The sequence below is a fragment of the Acinetobacter sp. YH01011 genome, assembly GCF_013420785.1.
GTDB classification, from domain to species: domain Bacteria; phylum Pseudomonadota; class Gammaproteobacteria; order Pseudomonadales; family Moraxellaceae; genus Acinetobacter; species Acinetobacter towneri.
In genome coordinates this window covers 25654-42497 of the sequence record NZ_VOYG01000015.1, presented here as the reverse complement: position 1 = coordinate 42497, position 16844 = coordinate 25654, and the positions used below count along the sequence as shown (strand labels likewise).

Here is a 16844-nt window from a genome sequence, read left to right as displayed (position 1 = left end):
TGTGATGCACATGATCAAATTTAATTTTGATGCTCAATCATCCAGTCAAACGCATTTTCTGGATGCGAATTTTCATCAGCAAAAAAATAAAAAACAATTCAGCGGGTATGCATCTGTAGCGCAGCCGTATAAACCACAAACGAACCCAAAACAGTTGAACCTAGAACAGCCACATTTAGATGTATTACACAGCTATGCCTCGGTGATTCAAGCACACACAACAGCACAACATTTAAATGTGACAACTGTGACCCGAGATGCTAGCGAACAACGCTTGGCATTAGAGCATTTTATTCGAGATAAATACCAAAAAGTCCATCAGGCATCCATAAATACTTTTTCAGATACCTTGTTTGCAGGCTATGTAAACCACGACATGCAAGTGGTGATTGGCATGCAACCATTGGGCGCAAACCAAGCCTTTTTGGAACAGTATTTAGGTGCACCCATTGAAACCATTTTAACCCAATTGAGCCAAGTGCCTGTAACGCGCGCGCAGATTGTTGAAATTGGCAACTTGGCAGCGCAAGACATGAGCAAAGCCAAATTGATGGTGGCTTTTTTGGTCTTTCACTTATCGCAGAACAATGTGTCGTGGGCAGTTTGCACAGGAACAGCAGCAGTGCGCTATGTGTTACAGCAAATGGGTTTGCATTTTCAGGTACTAGAAAAAGCCAACCCCGAAGCCTTGGGCGATGCACAGCATCAATGGGGCAGTTATTACCAACAGAAGCCTTATGTACTGGCGATTGACGTTGCAGCAGCGTTGGCGGTCACGCAACAGCAATATTGTTTTTATGCCTAAGGTCATGCAGAAAGGCGGAAATTGAAAGATGAATGAGTTATTTGAAAACCTGAATCACTATGCCCAAACAGACCCTGAGCGTGAAGCAATTGTGACGGCACAAACCACACTGAGTTATGCCACATTACAGCAACGGGTTGAGTTGCTCAGTGCAGAATTGGCAACTTATCAAGTACAGCGTTTGGCGTTGTGGGGTGTGAATCAGGCCGATTGGATTGTGGTCGATTTAGCCGCACGTAAAGCTGCAATGACAGTCATTCCTGTGCCTTTATTTTTTACTGCTGCACAAGTGCAACATTTACTGCAAGACAGCCAAGCGGAGTTGCTGTGTATTTTGACGGATACTGCACAAAGCGATACTCCGTCCAATGTTAACTCGGCTATTGGAAATACTGCTATTCCAGAAGCTTTGTTGGAGATGATTGATGCAGTTCAGGCACAGGTTTTGCCACCATCAGATTTATATCAAGGGCAGTTGTTTCGTCTAAGCGTTGAAACAGCACAACCGCATTTATCCCCAAATTCTGCTGAGCAGCCTACAAAAATTACTTATACCTCGGGCAGTACAGGTACACCCAAAAGTGTGTGTTTGGCAGAAGCCACCATCAATTCAATTACACACTCTTTAAGTCAGGCATTACAAAGTAGCCAGCTTGGGCGGCATTTGTGTCTAATTCCATTTGCAACATTGCTTGAAAATATCGCAGGCGTGTATGTGCCTTTTCACATGGGACGTGCAGTGGTGGTGGGTGAAGTCAGCCAGTTCGGTTTGCTGTCCAACTATGAGTTTGATGTTTCACGCTTTGTCGATGCCGTGCAGCAATATCGCATTGAAAGCGTGATTTTATTGCCGCAAATGCTCAAAGCGATTGTGGAATATATCCATCAACAAGGCGATTTGGGCTTGCGCACTTTGCAGTTTATTGCCGTGGGTGGTGTCAAGGTGTCTGCAGATTTACTCAAGCAGTGTCAGCAATTCAATTTACCTGTTTATGAAGGTTATGGTCTGTCTGAATGTGCATCGGTCGTGAGTTTAAACCTGCCTGAAGCTCGCAGAATTGGCAGTGTTGGCCGCGTATTACCGCATGTTCAAGTCGAAATTGCTGCCAATCAAGAAGTGGTGGTCAAGGGCAATGCCATGTTGGGATATATGCATGAACTTGGGCGTGAGCAGGATGCGGTATCAGCCGATATTCACACAGGCGATGCAGGTTATTTTGATGAAGATGGCTATTTATATATCACGGGGCGTATCAAGCAAATTATTGTCAGCAGTTTTGGGCGCAATATTTCACCAGAATGGGTTGAATCGAACAGTTTGAGTGAGCCTGAAATTCAACAGATTGCCGTGTTTGGTGAAGCGCAGCCGTCATTATCTGCAGTGATTTATGCCGAGGAACATCGTTCAGATGCGCAATTGGCAGCCGCGATTTATCGTGCCAATACCCGTATGCCTGATTATGCCCAAATTAAACACTGGTGCCGTGCTGAACAACCTTTTTCTTTAAATAATCAGATGTTAACCGATAACGGAAAATTGCGTAGAGCAGTCATTCAGCAACAGTATCAGACAGCTTTGGCACATCCTACAACGTATTTAATGGCTGATCTTGGAGATGTTTCACAGATAGACATCAACCTGTCAGTCATCAATAGAGATAGAGAGAAATCACATGAATATTGCACAACAGCAATTCAAACATTCCCCACAACAAATTAAACATCGTTTGGTGGAGCACGGTTGGGTTTTACTTAGAAATGAACATTATGATGTGAATGCGTTTAGTGGGCTGATGAGCAATATTTGCCAAAAGCTGACCTATGACCCTGCACGTGAAAATGTGACCCGACAATCGCAAAAAGTAGATGCAGGTACGCAGGCAATGGGACTGCATATAGAAAATGGTTCAACCCCAATGCCGCCTGATATTATTGCTTTTTTTAGTGAAAAAAGTGCTTCGCGTGGTTCGCAGACTACTTTATGTGATGGACATGAGGTATGGCAAAAACTGCCTGACACACTGAAGCAGAAATTTGCTGAACCGATGACCATCAGCCGTTACTTACCCAAAGCGATGTGGCAAAAGTATGTGGCGACAGCACTCAATATTGCCGATGCCGTACAGGTCGGGCAGCAGGAACTCGCTCATTTTATTGAGATGATTCCTAGACAACGGATTCGCCCTGCGCATGATGAAGGCGTACAGTACGATTTAAGCATGCCGATGATTCGCCATGACAATTTAAAAGCTGTGCCTGCCTTTGCCAACACCTTGTTGGGGCCTTCTTATAATTACGAAAAGCAGCGTTTTTACTTTGCCGATGGCAGCGAAATCCAAGCAGAATTATTGGAAGAATTGGCAGAGCGATGCGAGCGTGAAACCTCAGAAATTGACTGGCAAGATGGTGATGTGGTGCTCATTGATAACAAGCGCTTTATGCATGGCAGACGTGAAATATTGGTGCCATTAGAAGATCGTAAACTCTATATTTGTATGGGCTTGGGACTGAATCCTGCATTTTTATAATTGAGTTGTATCGAATATCTTAAAATTGAGAGTATCTTTTATGTCAAATTTAACTGCGGTGATTTTCGGGGCAACAGGCGGGATTGGTCATGCGATTGCGCATCATTTTGCTGAAAAAGGCTTAAACTTAATTTTGGTTGGGCGTAAGCAAGACACCTTGCAACAACTAGAGCAAAGTCTGGCGCAGCAGTATCCTCAGTTGCAATTACACAGTCTGCGTTGTGATTTAATTGATGCCAGCAGTCGTCATGATTTTATTCAGGCACTTGCCGCATTAAAACAGCCGATTCATTACTATATTAACAATGCAGGCATGAATGATTTTCGTCTGTTTGCGCAGCAATCACAGGATACCATTGAGCAAATGATGTTGGTCAATGTGGCTTATCCGCTGCAACTGATTCAGGATGTGATTCCATATATGTCGGACAGTCAGCCGAGTCAGATCATCAATATTGGCTCGACTTTTGGCAGCATCGGCTATCCTGGCTATGTGAGTTATTGCGCCAGTAAGTTTGCCTTGCGTGGTGCAACTGAAGCGTTGGCGCGAGAGTATTGTCAGACTGCCATTCGTTTTAGATATTTCTCCCCACGCGCGACCAATACCAGTATGAACAATCCCGATGTGATTGAAATGAATATCAAAATGGGTACAAAAGTGGATTCACCTGAATTTGTGGCACAAGAACTGTATCAATTTTTACAAACAGACCGTCAATCCTATCAGGTCGGTTATCCTGAAAAAGTCTTTGTCAAACTGAATCAGTTGATGCCTAGCCGAGTCGCAGCTGCCATTCAAAAAGATTTAGACACCATTTATGAATATGCAGATCAAAGCAAAGCGTCCTTTATTCAGCAAACTTCCGCCTCATAAATGATATTTTTTTCGATAACGCCATAAGGTGGTTCGGCTAATGCCCAAGGCTTGTGCCACCAATTCAGTTTGCCCCTGATATTTTTCCAGTAAATCCTGCAGTGTGTCTTTATCTACTTTATTGTTGGTTTTGATGGGCAGCTCAATAGGTTGTGGCGTTGGGGTAGCTGTGGCGAGTTTCAAACTAGCATGCACAATTTCATCGGGTAAATCGTGTTGATCAATTTCCGTTTTACCTGCTGACATGGTCAATGCATACAGCAAGGTATTCTTTAATTCACGCACGTTGCCCGGCCAGTCGTAATTGATTAATACCTTCAGTGCTTGCTCGGTCAAATGTGGCGTGACCTGAAACTGGGCTTGTTGTTGCAAAATAAATGCTGCAATTTTAGGGATATCTTGTTTACGTTCACGTAGTGGTGGCACAAAAATTGGAATCACCCGTAAACGATAAAGTAAATCTTGGCGAAATCTGCCTAAACGCGCTTCTTCACGTAAAGCGCGATGGGTTGCGGTAATAATTCTGACATTCGATTTAATCGCTTTTTCACCGCCCAAAGGGGTGAATTCGCCCGTTTCTAATACTCGCAATAATTTGGCTTGCAGTTCCAGTGGAATTTCTGCAATTTCATCTAAAAATAAAGTACCACCTGCAGCACGTTCAAACACACCTTTATGCTCACGAATTGCCCCTGTAAATGCACCTTTCACATGCCCAAACAATTCACTTTCTAAAATATTGGCATTTAAAGCCGCGCAGTTAATCGCAATAAAGACTTGTGCATGCCGTTGGCTGCGTGCATGTACTGCTTGCGCCACCAACTCTTTACCACTACCAGATTCACCACGCACCAAAACAGGAAACTCAGTAATCGCTACCCGTTCAATAATGGAATACATATGCTGCATTTGTGGCGAATCACTATGGAAAAACTCCGCCAAACTATTTTGTGCTTGGGCAGATGGGGTGAGTGTTTGTGATGACACTGTTGCAACGCTAGGCTGCAGAAAGAATAAACATCCTGTGAAATCGGCTGTATGGACACGAATATTTAAGCTGTGGTAGTGCCATGCCTTAGCACTATTCGGGAGTTGCAGCAGACCTGTCTGTGGTTGTGATGCTGATTGTGATTGTAGTTTTAATTTCAATAATTGGTTTTTTAATGTTTTACCCGTAGCTGCAGAAACAGAAGCATCTTGTGCATATTCATAAATCCATGTTTGAGCAATGTCGTCATAAACATAGAGCAAACTGTCTGGACAAAGTTGTTGTAAATGAAACAAAAAGCTTTCAAGACTGGCTTGTTGTTCAAAGTCATGTATCGCATTCATGATGTTTCATCTTTTGTTTCATTATTGATTCAATTGAAACACAAAATGCAACAGATGTGAAACATGGAGGATGATCTAAATTAAACAATATCTCTTAATATATTGTATTTTATTAATATATTTAAAAGAGATTAAGTTGGCACTATATTTGCAAAATTAAGAATAACAAAATATAAAACTCAGTATCTATCTCATGATCTTTCATCAATTTTTTGAAGCTGACAGCTCGACCTATACTTACTTATTGGCATCTGAACAAACCCGTGAAGCGGTGCTGATTGACCCTGTAATTTCAGAGGTTGAGCAATATGCTGCTTTTCTAGAACAGCATGATTTGCAATTGGTGTATAGCTTAGATACGCACGTACACGCTGACCATATTACTGCTGCCAACGAACTCAGAACACGTTTTGGTTGTAAAACTGTATTACATCGTAATTCAGGTGTGGTGTGTGGCGATATTTTCATTACCGATGGCAGCGCCATTCGTGTGGGTGAATTATTGATTGAAGCACGTTATACCCCGGGTCATACCAACGCCTGTACCAGCTATGTGGTCAATGGCATGGTATTCACTGGCGATGCGTTGTTAATTGATGGTTGTGGTCGTACTGACTTTCAGGAAGGCAACCCAGCGACTTTATATGACAGCATTCATCTACAAATTTTTAGCTTACCTGATGACACTTTGGTGTACCCAGGGCATGACTACAAAGGGCGTGTGTCTTCTACCGTTGGGCAGGAAAAACGCAATAACTCGCGTTTAGGACAAGGGCGCACCAAAGCGGAATTTATTACCCTCATGCAGAATTTAAACCTGCCTTATCCAAAACATATTGATGTGGCTTTGCCTGCCAACAAAGTTTGTGGCAAGTGATGTTTGCACAGCACAACATAGTGATGGAATAGGGGGAAATACGCATGTGGATGTTAATCCTAGAAGGCTTGGCGATTGGTACTTTGCTGGGTTTAACTGGGGCAGGGGGCGGCATTCTTGCCGTTCCTGCTCTTATGGCAAGCCAAGGCTGGACTGTGGCGCAGGCTGCACCCGTGGGTTTATTGGCAGTCACTTTGGCAGCTTTGGTTGGCACAGTTGAAGGCTTGTTCAAACGTATTGTGCGTTATCGTGCTGCATTGTGGATTGCCTTAATCAGTATTCCATCTGCACGTTATGGGGTGCATTTGGCAGGTATTGTCCCGCCCATTTGGTTAACACTGGCGTTCAGTCTGGTCATGTTTATTGTGGCGTATCGTATTTTCTTTAATAAAGTCAACGACCAAATTAATCCACCGTGTAAGGTAAACCAAAACACAGGACGCTTAATTTGGAATGTTAAAACGGCGTCTTTGCTTGGTGGTGTTGGTGTAATTGCAGGCTTGCTGACGGGTTTGTTGGGTGTGGGCGGTGGTTTTATTATTGTGCCGTTATTGCGTAAATTTACCGATTTGGATATGCGCAGTATCGTCGCAACCTCTTTGATGATTATTTTCCTGATTGGTGGCGTGAGTATTTCAGCACACGTTTTAGATGGCTTTCAGTACCCAATGGCAGTCACCATCACCTTTGTTCTGGCGTGTATTGTCGGGATGTTACTTGGACGTACTTTGGTACATCGCATGAATAGCAATACTGTACAAAAGGTATTTGCTACAACAGTCATTGGTGTTGCGTTCTACCTCATTTATACAGCGATTATGGCTTAAGTCTAATATTTGGATACTATGTTTTTACTTTGAACTGCAGTATTGTGAATAGGTAACGTATTGTTAAGTGTAAGAAAAAGCACTAGACCTAGACCAAATTAAAGATTAGTTTAGCTGTATAAGATGACAAGGAGCCAAGAATGAAAAAACATTTATTTTGTGTGGGTGTCGAGTTCCGCAAAGCATCCGATGAAACAGGCTCTTATGCGTATTTGACCGCATATTTAGGCGCAGATGACTTACATGAAGCGATTGATCGCGTTCAGAAACAACTGGAGCAAGAAGGCAATAAAGTATTGTTCGTTCGTGGTTGCTGGGTTGTCGATGCCGATTGTGATGATGGTTTCTGCCCAACTGAAGAAAGTAATGCTGCCTCTAAAGCAGACCTACTGTTCAACGATGAAATCTATTATGGCAAATTGCAGCAATGGTCTATCAACAATGGCTATGAATACTGAGTAAAATGTTGGCTGAATAAGATGCCGATGGGTTCAGTTTACTGACCTGTGAATATTTAAAAAACCGCGTTTGAATGATTTAAGCGCGGTTTTTATATTGAGCTAAAACATCAGTTTCCAGCGCTGAAAACTTTAGAGCCTACTTAAAAGGACGTCCTTCGCCTTGTTCTTCATAAGTCACACCATCTCGAATGTGGTACAAGCGTTTAAAGGTAGGGATGATTTTATCGTCATGTGTGACTACAATAATTGCAGTTTGAAATTTTTCTGCCATTTCGTGTAATAAGCGAATCACGGTCATCGCGCGTACACTATCCAATGGTGCAGTGGGTTCATCGGCTAAAATCACAGGCGGTTGATTAATCAAGCCACGTGCAATGGCGACACGCTGCTGTTCACCACCAGACAATTGTCCAGGCATAGCATGTACCCGATGCTGCACATCGAGCGCCGTTAAAATTTCCAATGCGCGGGCGCGAGCAATGTCATTGGCTATGCCTGCCAACATTGGCAGCAGCGCTACATTATCCAAAACATTTAAAAAAGGAATTAAGTACGGGGTTTGGAACATAAAACCAATTTTGTCGCGGCGTAAGGCACTTAAGTCTTTGACTAACCAACGTTGATCAAAAATCACCTCATCGCCCAAAGTCATGCGTCCTTCGGTAGGATCAATCACTGCACCTAAACATTTGAGTAAGGTACTTTTGCCCGAACCTGAGGGGCCAATCAGCCCAACTACTTCACCGGGCGCAACCTGCATATTGACATCTTTTAAGGCATAAAAGGCATTGTCACCTTGTCCAAAACGCTTTTTTAAACCTTCAATTAAAATGCCGTGTGTCATGTTATCCCCCAATTGCTTCGGCAGGGTCAATACGCAGTGCCATCCGAATTGCAACCAAACTGGCTAACATGCAAATCAGCATCACCGCAAAAAATCCGAAAATCGAATCTTGTGGAACCAATAAGACATATTTGGGGAAATATGGTGCTGCAAAAGTTGAACTGATTTTACCGACAGCAAATCCAATTAATCCCAGCGCGAGTGCTTGTTGCAAGATCATCCAAGCGATTGTGCGATTGCGTGTGCCGATTAATTTTAAGACCGCAATTTCACGAATTTTGTCCATAGTCAGGGTATAAATAATAAATGCCACAATCGCGGCGCTGACCAAGGCCAAAATCACTAAAAACATGGCAATTTGTTTGGCAGATGTGGCAATCATTTTGCTGATTAAAATGTATTCCATCTGCAGGCGGGTATAGACTGTCAGTTGTTGCCAACGCTGAATATGGGCAGCTGTTTCTTCAGCCGAAGCGCCTGCATTTAAACGGACTAAAATGGCGTTTACATAACGGTTGCTGCTTTGTGCATTGAGTACGCTTTCAAGCAAGTCAGGATAAGCAGGGCGATTATAAATCGGGTTTTCTGCAGTTCGTCTACGGTCTTGTAAAATGGCAGCATTGTCCTTTTGGAATTGCGCCTGTTGTGCATCTTTCAGCGGAATAAAAATCATCGGGTCACCACCCGAAGACACCATGCGTCGGGTTAAACCCACCACGGTAAAGGTGTTACGACGGATTTTAATACGATCACCCAACTTTAATCCCGTACTAATGTCGGCTACAGCTTCATAGTGTCCACGAGTCAATTGACGTCCTGCCAACAAGTGTGGTGGCCACCCCAAGTTATTCCACGCATGTTCACCTGTTTGAATCCCGACCACCATCGAGCGAATATCTTTGTCTTGATGATGCACTTGCATGGTCAAATAAGTAATATTTGAAGCATGCGCCACCCCAGGCATATTCATCACACTACGATATAAATCATCACGTACACTTGAAGGTTCTGCATAAGGACCAAGCGTATCTTGCTGTACAACCCATAGGTCAGCACCACTGTTATTCAGCAGGGCTTTGGCATCATCTACCATGCCGCGATACACACCAGCCATAATTAAGGTCACACCAATCAGCAAGCCGAGTCCAAAGCCAGTAAATACAAATTTACCCCATGAATGGAAAATATCACGACCTGCTAGACTAATCATTTAGCTGCTCCTGCAAGTTGCTTCACAACCCGTAAACGGTTTTTGGCATGCAGTGGTTTTTCGCTATACAGTACCACTTGATCATTTTCAGATAAGCCTGCGAGCACTTGCACATCGCCCGCTAAATTTGAACGTCCCAATTGAACTTCAACAAATTGTGGTTTTTCTGCTGCAACTTCCCACACCCCCACTTGGTTATCGATACGGTGAACTGCCGCATTGGGAATGGTTAAACTGCGTGCCAATGGTGCGAGGCTGATGGTGACTTCTGCTAACTCACCCAAAGGCGGAAGAGGCGTTGGTGGTTGATTAAAAACCACCTTGGCTAAAATTTCTTCGGTAATGGCATCGGCACGGGGTTCTACCCATAACACATGACCTGCCAAAGCATTATTTTGCCGTGAACGTAAATGAATTTGAGCAGGTAAACCTGCAGCTAAACCAATCGCACTGGATTGATCGAAACGGGCATTCATCCAAATGGAGTTAGGATCGACAATTTCTAGTACTGTTTGACCTGCCACGACTGTTGAACCCGGTTCTGCATAACGTGCAGTGACGACACCTGCGGCTGTGGCCACTAAATTTAAATTATCGCGCTGTGCTTGTAAGGTGTTTAAGTCTGCGCGTGCTTTATTGAGTTCTTGTTGCATCGCGCTGAGTGCCGCCGTTGCCAAATCGAGCTCTTGTTGTTTAATGGCTAAAGATTCTTGGCTGGTGGCATTGATTTTGGCCAGTTGTTGATAACGCTTGACTTGTTGCTGCGCAAAATTTTGACGGATTTGAGTGTCTTGTTGCTGAGCGGTAATTTTTTGGATTATCGCACGTTGAGCCAATAAACGATCTTCCAAATCGACAGGATCCATTTCGCCTAACAGTTGTCCTGCTTGTACGTTATCGCCAATATCTACTTTTAAGTTTTTTAAGCGACCTGCTGCAGTTGGGCCAATTTTATAGTTATAACGCGCTTCAACGGTAGCTATGCCAAACAGGCTAGGTTGAATGGATTGATATTTGGCTTGCGTGAGGGTGACGTTGACAGGGGCAAATGGGCCTGTGCGTAAGACTACGTAAATTAACAATAAAACCAAAGCTACAATGACCACAATCACGGAAATCGTTCGCTTGCCTAAGGGAAATACCTGCATGTGTACTCCGCATAATTTTTTATCAATTAAGGAGAATATAATCTATTTTGTTATTGTGCGGGAGAGTTATTCGGTTTGGGGGATGAAAGCGAAAAATGTTTGGAGATGAATAAACCGTCCAATAAAAAGGCTTAAATCCTAAAAGTGGATTTGAACCTGTATTGTGCAAAAGTGAGCAATCCTGATCATTTTTCGTGAAGTTTTACCTCAATTTGATAGTCGTCTTGGGTCACTTTAATTTTATGGTCTTTATATTTACGTTTGCTTGGCGAGAGTGCAGAGCTAGTCACTGCCTTATGGAAATCACTATCTGACATGAAAAAATAATAAGCCTTATAGCCCAATAATATTTTCTCAATTTTATTGCCTTTAGTCTGAGCATCACTGATCAATGAATTTAGATACTTTAAGCTGATGTTTGCTGACATTCCTGAACCTTAAAATATAAAGTTGAAATTTCTAAGAATTTATAAGCAACAAACATTACAAATTTATGACAAGGGTTGTTTGAGAGATGTACTTCGCTTCAGGTCATTATAGATCTAAATGTTGTGGGTCAAATTGACGCAATTTTGACCCAATTTATTCAAATTTGGGTCAATTTGTTCTGGATAGCATTGGACGCAAAACCCATAGAAAAAGCCTTAAACACTGATGTTTAAGGCTTTTTTAGTCATATTTAGTTATGTAACTTCATATGAATTTAAGAATTTGGTGGGGTGGCGTCAATTGAACAAAATTAATAAGTTATTGTTTATAAATAATAAAAATATTATTAAAAAGTTAGGGATACAAACTGGGATACAAATTATGTGCTGCTAGGCTGTTTTCTTGTCGGGTTTGGTGGGGAAAAGGGGAGTCCAACTCAGGATTTAAACTCGCTCGTACGCCCACGCTTTTTTTTAATTCTCTAGCACTTCAACAATTGTTTGCTGTGTTTTTTCGCTCCTCTTTTTGGTGGAACGAAAACCTAAGTATTTAAGCTGCTCACCTTATTGGTGGCTCAGGTGGGATTAGATTTAGAATCTTATCCATTGTGAGTTACTTTAAGTTACTCAGTTACTCACTAACTATCTTTAAGCATTTCCACTATCGTTTCGGTGATTGCCGAAAGGCACTTGGTTGTTTGGATGCGCTCAAATTTGAGCATATCCCCCAGTGGGGGGTAGTCCTATGTTCAGGCTATTTGTAGCAGTAAACCGCCCGAATAATCACACTGTAACTCTATTGGGATTTTAAAGGTCAAAACCACACTTTAACTCGCTCCCTCGCGTGCGCGCGCGTAGTTGTTACGAAATGCAAAATTGCGCTAGTCCTACTGTCAGTAAATGTTAGTTTTTCGGACTACTGCGTAAATCCTAAGTAATCCTAAGTTCACAACCTCACAAAACCTCACATTTAGAACGCCGTAGCAGTTAACAAAAAGTTAACTTTTTAACAAAAACAGAAATTTTTTTATACGTGCGATTGGCTGCGGTCTAGGTTTTGAATCATGGTACAGCTATTCACCGCCCCCCGATGGTTAGCCAACGTATTTTTGCGTTTACCTTAGAAAACAATAAATTATTGATAGAACAATCAACACTACTTGCACTCTATAAAAAAGGGTGCAAGCCTGCTGCTATCGCATCTGTAAGGGTGTAGCACTGTGCAAGTCCTGTTTAATCCCATGATGGTTTTAAACCATGTCTATTCATAAAGGCATGAAAGTTTGCAATGCAATATTGCTCTGACTTTCGCTCTAGTTCGTCATGCCTCTGTACCAATCTGTTATAGGTTGAATGGTGCATCCCTTTAGGCTTCAATTTATGCCACGACTTCATGAATGCGGTGTCATACTGCCAGTTAAGTTTATTCCTGATTTTATACATGCCGATTCGGGTGCTTTCTAGTTTGCAACTCTGCTGTGTGCTGTAGTTCAGTTTGTGGCAAGTTCTACAGAAAAACATTGAATTGCGTAGGTATAGCTTTGCAACTCGCTTAGAACACTTTGGGCAATTAAACCAATATCGCTTTCCACCGTAGTTGCATGGTGTGGTGACAACATCCACTAAATAGCGGTGCTGCTGCTCGTTGCATGTGTAGCTTAATGTTAAACCGCCGTTATCGTAGTGATATGTTATAGATGAAAATACTTCTTGAGAGTCGCCTTTTCGCCATGCCCATGAGTTACTTCCTCCACCATCAAATACCTTATATCGAGCCATGACTCGGCTGTCCAAGTTCAAACAATCTTCAATTTGACCGTGTGTTTTTTCCATTGATAACCTCGCTTTAATTGATAGGTATTAAATCAGGCTCAATGCCTTATGTACTCTGTGTTTCAGTCATTTTACAGTGTTTTCAATATGAGATTTCACTAATGATTTAGGTTGGCAATCATGGTCTAGGTTTTGTCTAATTAGACTTTGCCGATCTAATGCGGTCTAAGATGCCCAGTTATCAAGTAATACTTGAATACTGAATTACAGCCAAAAAAATACCCATACTGGGGAGTATGGGCAAAACTAAAAACTACAGCGATTTTTCTACATCAATTATAAAACAGTTTACTGCTCACTTGCTTTGCTGTTGGTCGGAAAGTGAAGTGCATCACAGCAATTGCAGAACATCGGCTTTTATCTCTGTGACTTCCCGATCTGCACCGCTTTGGTCTTTCCACTTCCTTGTTCTCATGCTGCCCTCAATATAAACCTTGCTGCCTTTCTTTAGGTACTTACTAGCAATCTCGGCTAATCGGTTGTTAGTGCTGATTCTGTGCCATTCTGTAGCCTCTTTGCGCTCTCCAGTGGTCTTGTCTTTCCAGTGGTCAGTAGTTGCAACGCTAAAATTGGTAACGCTACCGCCGTTGGGGAAATTCTTAGTTTCAGGGTCACGACCTAATACACCCATTACGATTGCTTTGTTCACGTTTGGCATTGTTCAATTCTCAAATATATTTCATTTATCTAAAAAGCTGACTAAATGACTAAATTGCTCTGTATGCCTTTATATATAAGGCTTTGCGTTCAGTAGTCACTAAATAACGCAATGACTAAGTGACTAAATGAATATAGTTTTTAGTCATCCACTTAGTCATTTAGTCAAAGCCATTTTTGCTGACTGCTAAGTGAAAAGCCTTGCCCTGTAAGGCTTACAGCTTAACTTAGTCACTTAGTCACGATTCCAGTAATAAAGGGTTAATTACAACGTATCGAGTACGCCCTAGTGATTCAATCTTGATGTGGTGTGAATCCTCTAGTTGCTGAATAACCATTTCCAAAAGGTTTTTGTTTTTCTGCATAGGTCTAGGGCATGAGGTTTGTATATATGAGTAAGTAAGTCTGTCTGTTTTTTGCTGCACACATTTACCGACAATCCACTTAATCAGCTTTTCAGCATCACTTTCCGCTTTAACCTCAATTTCTGCATACATTGCCCATTCATTTAATGAATGTTTGACGACCTCACAAGCTCCTTTTAGGGTTTTACCATCAATCTGTTGCAATCCCTCAAAATAAGAAAATACCGTTGCTAAACGGCGTGCCAATTGGCTTGCACGGCTCGCAAACGCTTGTAGGTACTCAAAACGCTTTCCTACACGTTGTAGCGACTCAATGACGTTATAAAACTCCGTATCAATCGCTATGGCTTCCTCATTCATAGGGATGACATACCGCCCATTATGCAACTCATGCTCTGTCTGCACCTGTGGGCAGCTATCGAGCAATGATTCGCACCGTGTCCAATAAGCAATAAGCCTGTGGTCTTTGTTGGCGTTTTTGTTGCGATATGCTGCATTTTGTAGGCGTGTGCCTGCCAAGTTTTCAGGAATAGTTAAGATGAATCTAGGCAAAAAGCCTTGTCCTCTTAGCACTGGGTCTTTTAAGGCATTGTCTAAAACTTCACGCTGCCCTTGTAGATTAAACGTCACTCGAACGTCATGCGCCCGACCACTGCCATTGAGGTTTGACTTTGAGCGTGTACGTTCCACATATCCATCATCAAACAATTTTGTATAACCGCCTAATGCTTGGTTACGTGTATCGGCTTTCATGGTATGCCCACCGAAAAATTGCCCTGCTTCATCACTTGAGATTGAAGCATTTTGCAAGATTCCATCAATAAACAATCCTGCAATAGATTCAAGGGTAATGTCACTGTATAGGGTGCTTGGGTCATTCGGTGGTGGATTCTCTGCACAGTACGCCTCACGGTCTTTTTTTGGCAATCCTGCTTGCCCACTTTTCCATTGCTCTAACTCGGTTCGATATATTTCGTACTGCTTGCGCTCATATTCCAAAATCGCCCGATCTGCTAGATTTTTGCTTGTACTCTTACGGCTGCCACTTTGCCCCTCTGTGAGTAAAAATAGGCTGCATGGCTCGCCGTGTGCTTTGAATCTATCGGGTGCATTTACTTTAGCTTGGGCAATATGTGACATTGCACCAATAACACATTGAGCAGTCATGGCTATGGGTGATTGCACATGCTCGGAAATAGCCAAAACCGCTTCTTTTGCCAATAAGGGCAGTGCATCAATAGGGTAAGGGTTGCTTGCTGCTGATTCCTCTTGTTGTAGTGGCAGCAACTCGCCCCAGTGTTGAGAATCTGCATCTTGATTGAATGCACCTGATTCAATAATTTGCTTCCGTTTCTCAAGAAAAAACGTTTCTATTTGTTGAGAGGTAAACGCTCTAAAAGAGTCATCAACTTGAACAAATAAATCAGCGTTGTTTACTGGGGTAGACTTGCCTGCAATCAATCTAAAAACATTTTCAGGCATACCACTGTTTAAAATCTTGTACGCTTCATCTAAACTTTGATGCAGCAAAACCGCTTTGCCTGCCTTAGCAAGTTGAATAAATAAATCCATATCATTTGTACCGACTACATACGATAAATGAGGTTTATTTAAACCACTTGCAAACAATCCTTTTTTACCAATAATGAATGACACTTGTTGGCTGTCTATTTCTTTAAATGGTGTTGTGGTGGTGTCGTATTTTCTTGCTGTACCTCTGATTGCATAGCCTATAACCTCGCTCAATTCGGTTGGATTTATGAGCGTGTAGGCTTCGCAATTTTCACAGTTATAACTAGGCAATTTAGAACAAATATAGCTCTCAGGCTTAACTTTGAAATTGCGCTCATCAATACAATTTGGCGCAAAATCTTCTAGCTGAAAAAACTCTACCCGATGCCCTGTTACTGGGTCGATATTCACCACTATAGGCGTTGGCTTATTTAAAATATCAGGGTGTTTTGCATTCATACTTCACCCCCTTTTATTCTTTCCCATTCCTCACGGTAGTGTTCAGCTTGTTCTTTGTGGCAATTTGCACGGTGTTCAGCAAGGTATTGGTGCATACCTAAGATTTCATCAAGCTGCATGAAGCGATACTCTGTTTCTACTCCAATCTTGTCTAATTCAGCTTTGATTTTCTTAATGTGTAGGTTTAGGTCATGCAGTCCCATTGCTGCCCAACTTAAACCCTCTGCTGCCAGTGCATTTACGTCTTGCATATCGCCAGCATGGTATTGGTGAGGGATAGCTTTAGCATTTTGATTAGGCATGATGATTGCCTCCTGATATTTTTGAGTTTTGAGAGATTTCACCATGTTTAAAACTGGTGAGGGGATTCACTCTCGGTATATCAGTACCGCCCAACATATTCGCCATTGCTGACTTATTTTGTTGTGTCATCCCCTCATAGAGGGATTGCAGCCTTGTTGGCGTAGCTGAAACGCTTGCGCTTGTTTTCTGCGCAGCTTGAGAGGCTTTGCAAAACTTGGGCACAATAAAACCACAATGACGCTGTGGGGTGACGCTGATATTTTTTGAGAGGTCTACAGCATAAACAGAACGGCTTAGAGTTGCAATAACAAAGCAAAACAAAACAAAGCACATACCCAAAAGTAGTCCTCTAAACATTTCTAAAAATAGCTCTTTCATGCT

The 16844-nt window shown here is 42.3% G+C and carries 17 protein-coding genes; 7 read left to right on the top strand and 10 right to left on the bottom strand.

Features of this window, described 5'->3' with window-relative positions; translation table 11 throughout:
* Positions 1-10 precede the first annotated feature (10 nt).
* Genes FTT78_RS10910 through FTT78_RS10895 form a run of 4 tightly spaced genes read left to right on the top strand, consistent with a single transcriptional unit; the run spans position 11 to position 4207 of the window.
* The gene (locus FTT78_RS10910; RefSeq protein WP_180044265.1) at positions 11-805 is read left to right on the top strand and encodes a thermostable hemolysin; all 795 of its coding nucleotides are present in this window, start codon (positions 11-13) and stop codon (positions 803-805) included.
* Positions 806-833: 28 nt separating this feature from the next.
* Entirely contained in the window at positions 834-2525 is a 1692-nt protein-coding gene (locus FTT78_RS10905; protein ID WP_180044267.1) for an AMP-binding protein, read from the top strand.
* Positions 2479-3333: a TauD/TfdA family dioxygenase gene (locus FTT78_RS10900; RefSeq protein WP_180044269.1), complete on the top strand. Its 855-nt coding sequence runs from the start codon at positions 2479-2481 to the stop codon at positions 3331-3333. The genes FTT78_RS10905 and FTT78_RS10900 overlap by 47 nt, the downstream gene beginning before the upstream one ends.
* Positions 3334-3373: 40 nt before the next feature.
* Positions 3374-4207: an SDR family oxidoreductase gene (locus FTT78_RS10895; protein WP_096902277.1), complete on the top strand. Its 834-nt coding sequence runs from the start codon at positions 3374-3376 to the stop codon at positions 4205-4207.
* Here the strand turns inward: FTT78_RS10895 and FTT78_RS10890 are convergent.
* Positions 4202-5539 carry a sigma-54-dependent Fis family transcriptional regulator gene (locus FTT78_RS10890; protein ID WP_096902278.1) on the bottom strand — a complete coding sequence of 446 codons (1338 nt, stop codon included), beginning with the start codon at positions 5537-5539 and terminating at the stop codon, positions 4202-4204. The genes FTT78_RS10895 and FTT78_RS10890 overlap by 6 nt on opposite strands.
* A 193-nt stretch (positions 5540-5732) precedes the next feature.
* Between FTT78_RS10890 and FTT78_RS10885 the strand changes: the two genes are divergently transcribed.
* The 3 genes from FTT78_RS10885 to FTT78_RS10875 all read left to right on the top strand — a co-directional run bounded on the left by FTT78_RS10885 (position 5733) and on the right by FTT78_RS10875 (position 7701).
* Positions 5733-6416 (top strand): MBL fold metallo-hydrolase, encoded by a 684-nt coding sequence (locus FTT78_RS10885; protein ID WP_136144181.1) that lies wholly within the window; start codon positions 5733-5735, stop codon positions 6414-6416.
* A gap of 44 nt (positions 6417-6460) precedes the next feature.
* Positions 6461-7243 carry a sulfite exporter TauE/SafE family protein gene (locus tag FTT78_RS10880; RefSeq protein ID WP_154320426.1) on the top strand — a complete coding sequence of 261 codons (783 nt, stop codon included), beginning with the start codon at positions 6461-6463 and terminating at the stop codon, positions 7241-7243.
* 140 nt (positions 7244-7383) lie between these two features.
* Positions 7384-7701, top strand: a complete 318-nt coding sequence (locus tag FTT78_RS10875; protein WP_004975369.1) for a hypothetical protein — start codon at positions 7384-7386, stop codon at positions 7699-7701.
* Positions 7702-7840: 139 nt separating this feature from the next.
* Here FTT78_RS10875 and FTT78_RS10870 read toward each other — a convergent pair whose 3' ends face one another.
* The 9 genes from FTT78_RS10870 to FTT78_RS10835 all read right to left on the bottom strand — a co-directional run bounded on the left by FTT78_RS10870 (position 7841) and on the right by FTT78_RS10835 (position 16841).
* Positions 7841-8548, bottom strand: a complete 708-nt coding sequence (locus FTT78_RS10870; protein ID WP_179996024.1) for an ABC transporter ATP-binding protein — start codon at positions 8546-8548, stop codon at positions 7841-7843.
* Between the two features lies 1 nt (position 8549).
* Positions 8550-9758 carry an ABC transporter permease gene (locus FTT78_RS10865; RefSeq protein ID WP_180044271.1) on the bottom strand — a complete coding sequence of 403 codons (1209 nt, stop codon included), beginning with the start codon at positions 9756-9758 and terminating at the stop codon, positions 8550-8552.
* Entirely contained in the window at positions 9755-10906 is a 1152-nt protein-coding gene (locus FTT78_RS10860; protein WP_179996026.1) for an efflux RND transporter periplasmic adaptor subunit, read from the bottom strand. Before FTT78_RS10860 ends, FTT78_RS10865 begins: the two co-directional genes overlap by 4 nt.
* 185 nt (positions 10907-11091) lie before the next feature.
* Positions 11092-11334, bottom strand: coding sequence for a hypothetical protein (locus FTT78_RS10855; RefSeq protein ID WP_004975383.1), 243 nt, complete (start codon positions 11332-11334; stop codon positions 11092-11094).
* Positions 11335-12824: 1490 nt separating this feature from the next.
* The gene (locus FTT78_RS13500) at positions 12825-12953 is read right to left on the bottom strand and encodes a hypothetical protein (RefSeq protein WP_257221924.1); all 129 of its coding nucleotides are present in this window, start codon (positions 12951-12953) and stop codon (positions 12825-12827) included.
* 545 nt (positions 12954-13498) lie between these two features.
* Complete coding sequence (gene ssb / locus FTT78_RS10850) at positions 13499-13825, bottom strand: single-stranded DNA-binding protein (protein ID WP_180044273.1); 327 nt, start codon at positions 13823-13825, stop codon at positions 13499-13501.
* A gap of 238 nt (positions 13826-14063) precedes the next feature.
* On the bottom strand, positions 14064-16160 hold the full coding sequence (locus tag FTT78_RS10845; RefSeq protein WP_257221926.1) for a YfjI family protein: 2097 nt from the start codon (positions 16158-16160) through the stop codon (positions 14064-14066).
* Complete coding sequence (locus tag FTT78_RS10840) at positions 16157-16462, bottom strand: hypothetical protein (protein ID WP_180044275.1); 306 nt, start codon at positions 16460-16462, stop codon at positions 16157-16159. The genes FTT78_RS10845 and FTT78_RS10840 overlap by 4 nt, the downstream gene beginning before the upstream one ends.
* Positions 16455-16841: a hypothetical protein gene (locus tag FTT78_RS10835; RefSeq protein WP_257221927.1), complete on the bottom strand. Its 387-nt coding sequence runs from the start codon at positions 16839-16841 to the stop codon at positions 16455-16457. The genes FTT78_RS10840 and FTT78_RS10835 overlap by 8 nt, the downstream gene beginning before the upstream one ends.
* Positions 16842-16844: the final 3 nt, after the last annotated feature.

Excerpts from the sequence above, each read along its gene's own strand:
- FTT78_RS10860 (WP_179996026.1), bottom strand. The coding sequence starts at position 10,906 with ATGCAGGTATTTCCCTTAGGCAAGCGAACGATTTCCGTGATTGTGGTC.
- FTT78_RS10910 (WP_180044265.1), top strand. The coding sequence starts at position 11 with ATGATCAAATTTAATTTTGATGCTCAATCATCCAGTCAAACGCATTTT.
- FTT78_RS13500 (WP_257221924.1), bottom strand. The coding sequence starts at position 12,953 with ATGTTGTCACCACACCATGCAACTACGGTGGAAAGCGATATTGGTTTA.
- FTT78_RS10855 (WP_004975383.1), bottom strand. The coding sequence starts at position 11,334 with ATGTCAGCAAACATCAGCTTAAAGTATCTAAATTCATTGATCAGTGAT.
- FTT78_RS10865 (WP_180044271.1), bottom strand. The coding sequence starts at position 9,758 with ATGATTAGTCTAGCAGGTCGTGATATTTTCCATTCATGGGGTAAATTT.
- FTT78_RS10835 (WP_257221927.1), bottom strand. The coding sequence starts at position 16,841 with ATGAAAGAGCTATTTTTAGAAATGTTTAGAGGACTACTTTTGGGTATG.
- FTT78_RS10885 (WP_136144181.1), top strand. The coding sequence starts at position 5,733 with ATGATCTTTCATCAATTTTTTGAAGCTGACAGCTCGACCTATACTTAC.
- FTT78_RS10875 (WP_004975369.1), top strand. The coding sequence starts at position 7,384 with ATGAAAAAACATTTATTTTGTGTGGGTGTCGAGTTCCGCAAAGCATCC.
- FTT78_RS10895 (WP_096902277.1), top strand. The coding sequence starts at position 3,374 with ATGTCAAATTTAACTGCGGTGATTTTCGGGGCAACAGGCGGGATTGGT.
- FTT78_RS10905 (WP_180044267.1), top strand. The coding sequence starts at position 834 with ATGAATGAGTTATTTGAAAACCTGAATCACTATGCCCAAACAGACCCT.
- FTT78_RS10900 (WP_180044269.1), top strand. The coding sequence starts at position 2,479 with ATGAATATTGCACAACAGCAATTCAAACATTCCCCACAACAAATTAAA.
- FTT78_RS10880 (WP_154320426.1), top strand. The coding sequence starts at position 6,461 with ATGTGGATGTTAATCCTAGAAGGCTTGGCGATTGGTACTTTGCTGGGT.
- ssb (WP_180044273.1), bottom strand. The coding sequence starts at position 13,825 with ATGCCAAACGTGAACAAAGCAATCGTAATGGGTGTATTAGGTCGTGAC.
- FTT78_RS10840 (WP_180044275.1), bottom strand. The coding sequence starts at position 16,462 with ATGCCTAATCAAAATGCTAAAGCTATCCCTCACCAATACCATGCTGGC.
- FTT78_RS10890 (WP_096902278.1), bottom strand. The coding sequence starts at position 5,539 with ATGAATGCGATACATGACTTTGAACAACAAGCCAGTCTTGAAAGCTTT.
- FTT78_RS10845 (WP_257221926.1), bottom strand. The coding sequence starts at position 16,160 with ATGAATGCAAAACACCCTGATATTTTAAATAAGCCAACGCCTATAGTG.
- FTT78_RS10870 (WP_179996024.1), bottom strand. The coding sequence starts at position 8,548 with ATGACACACGGCATTTTAATTGAAGGTTTAAAAAAGCGTTTTGGACAA.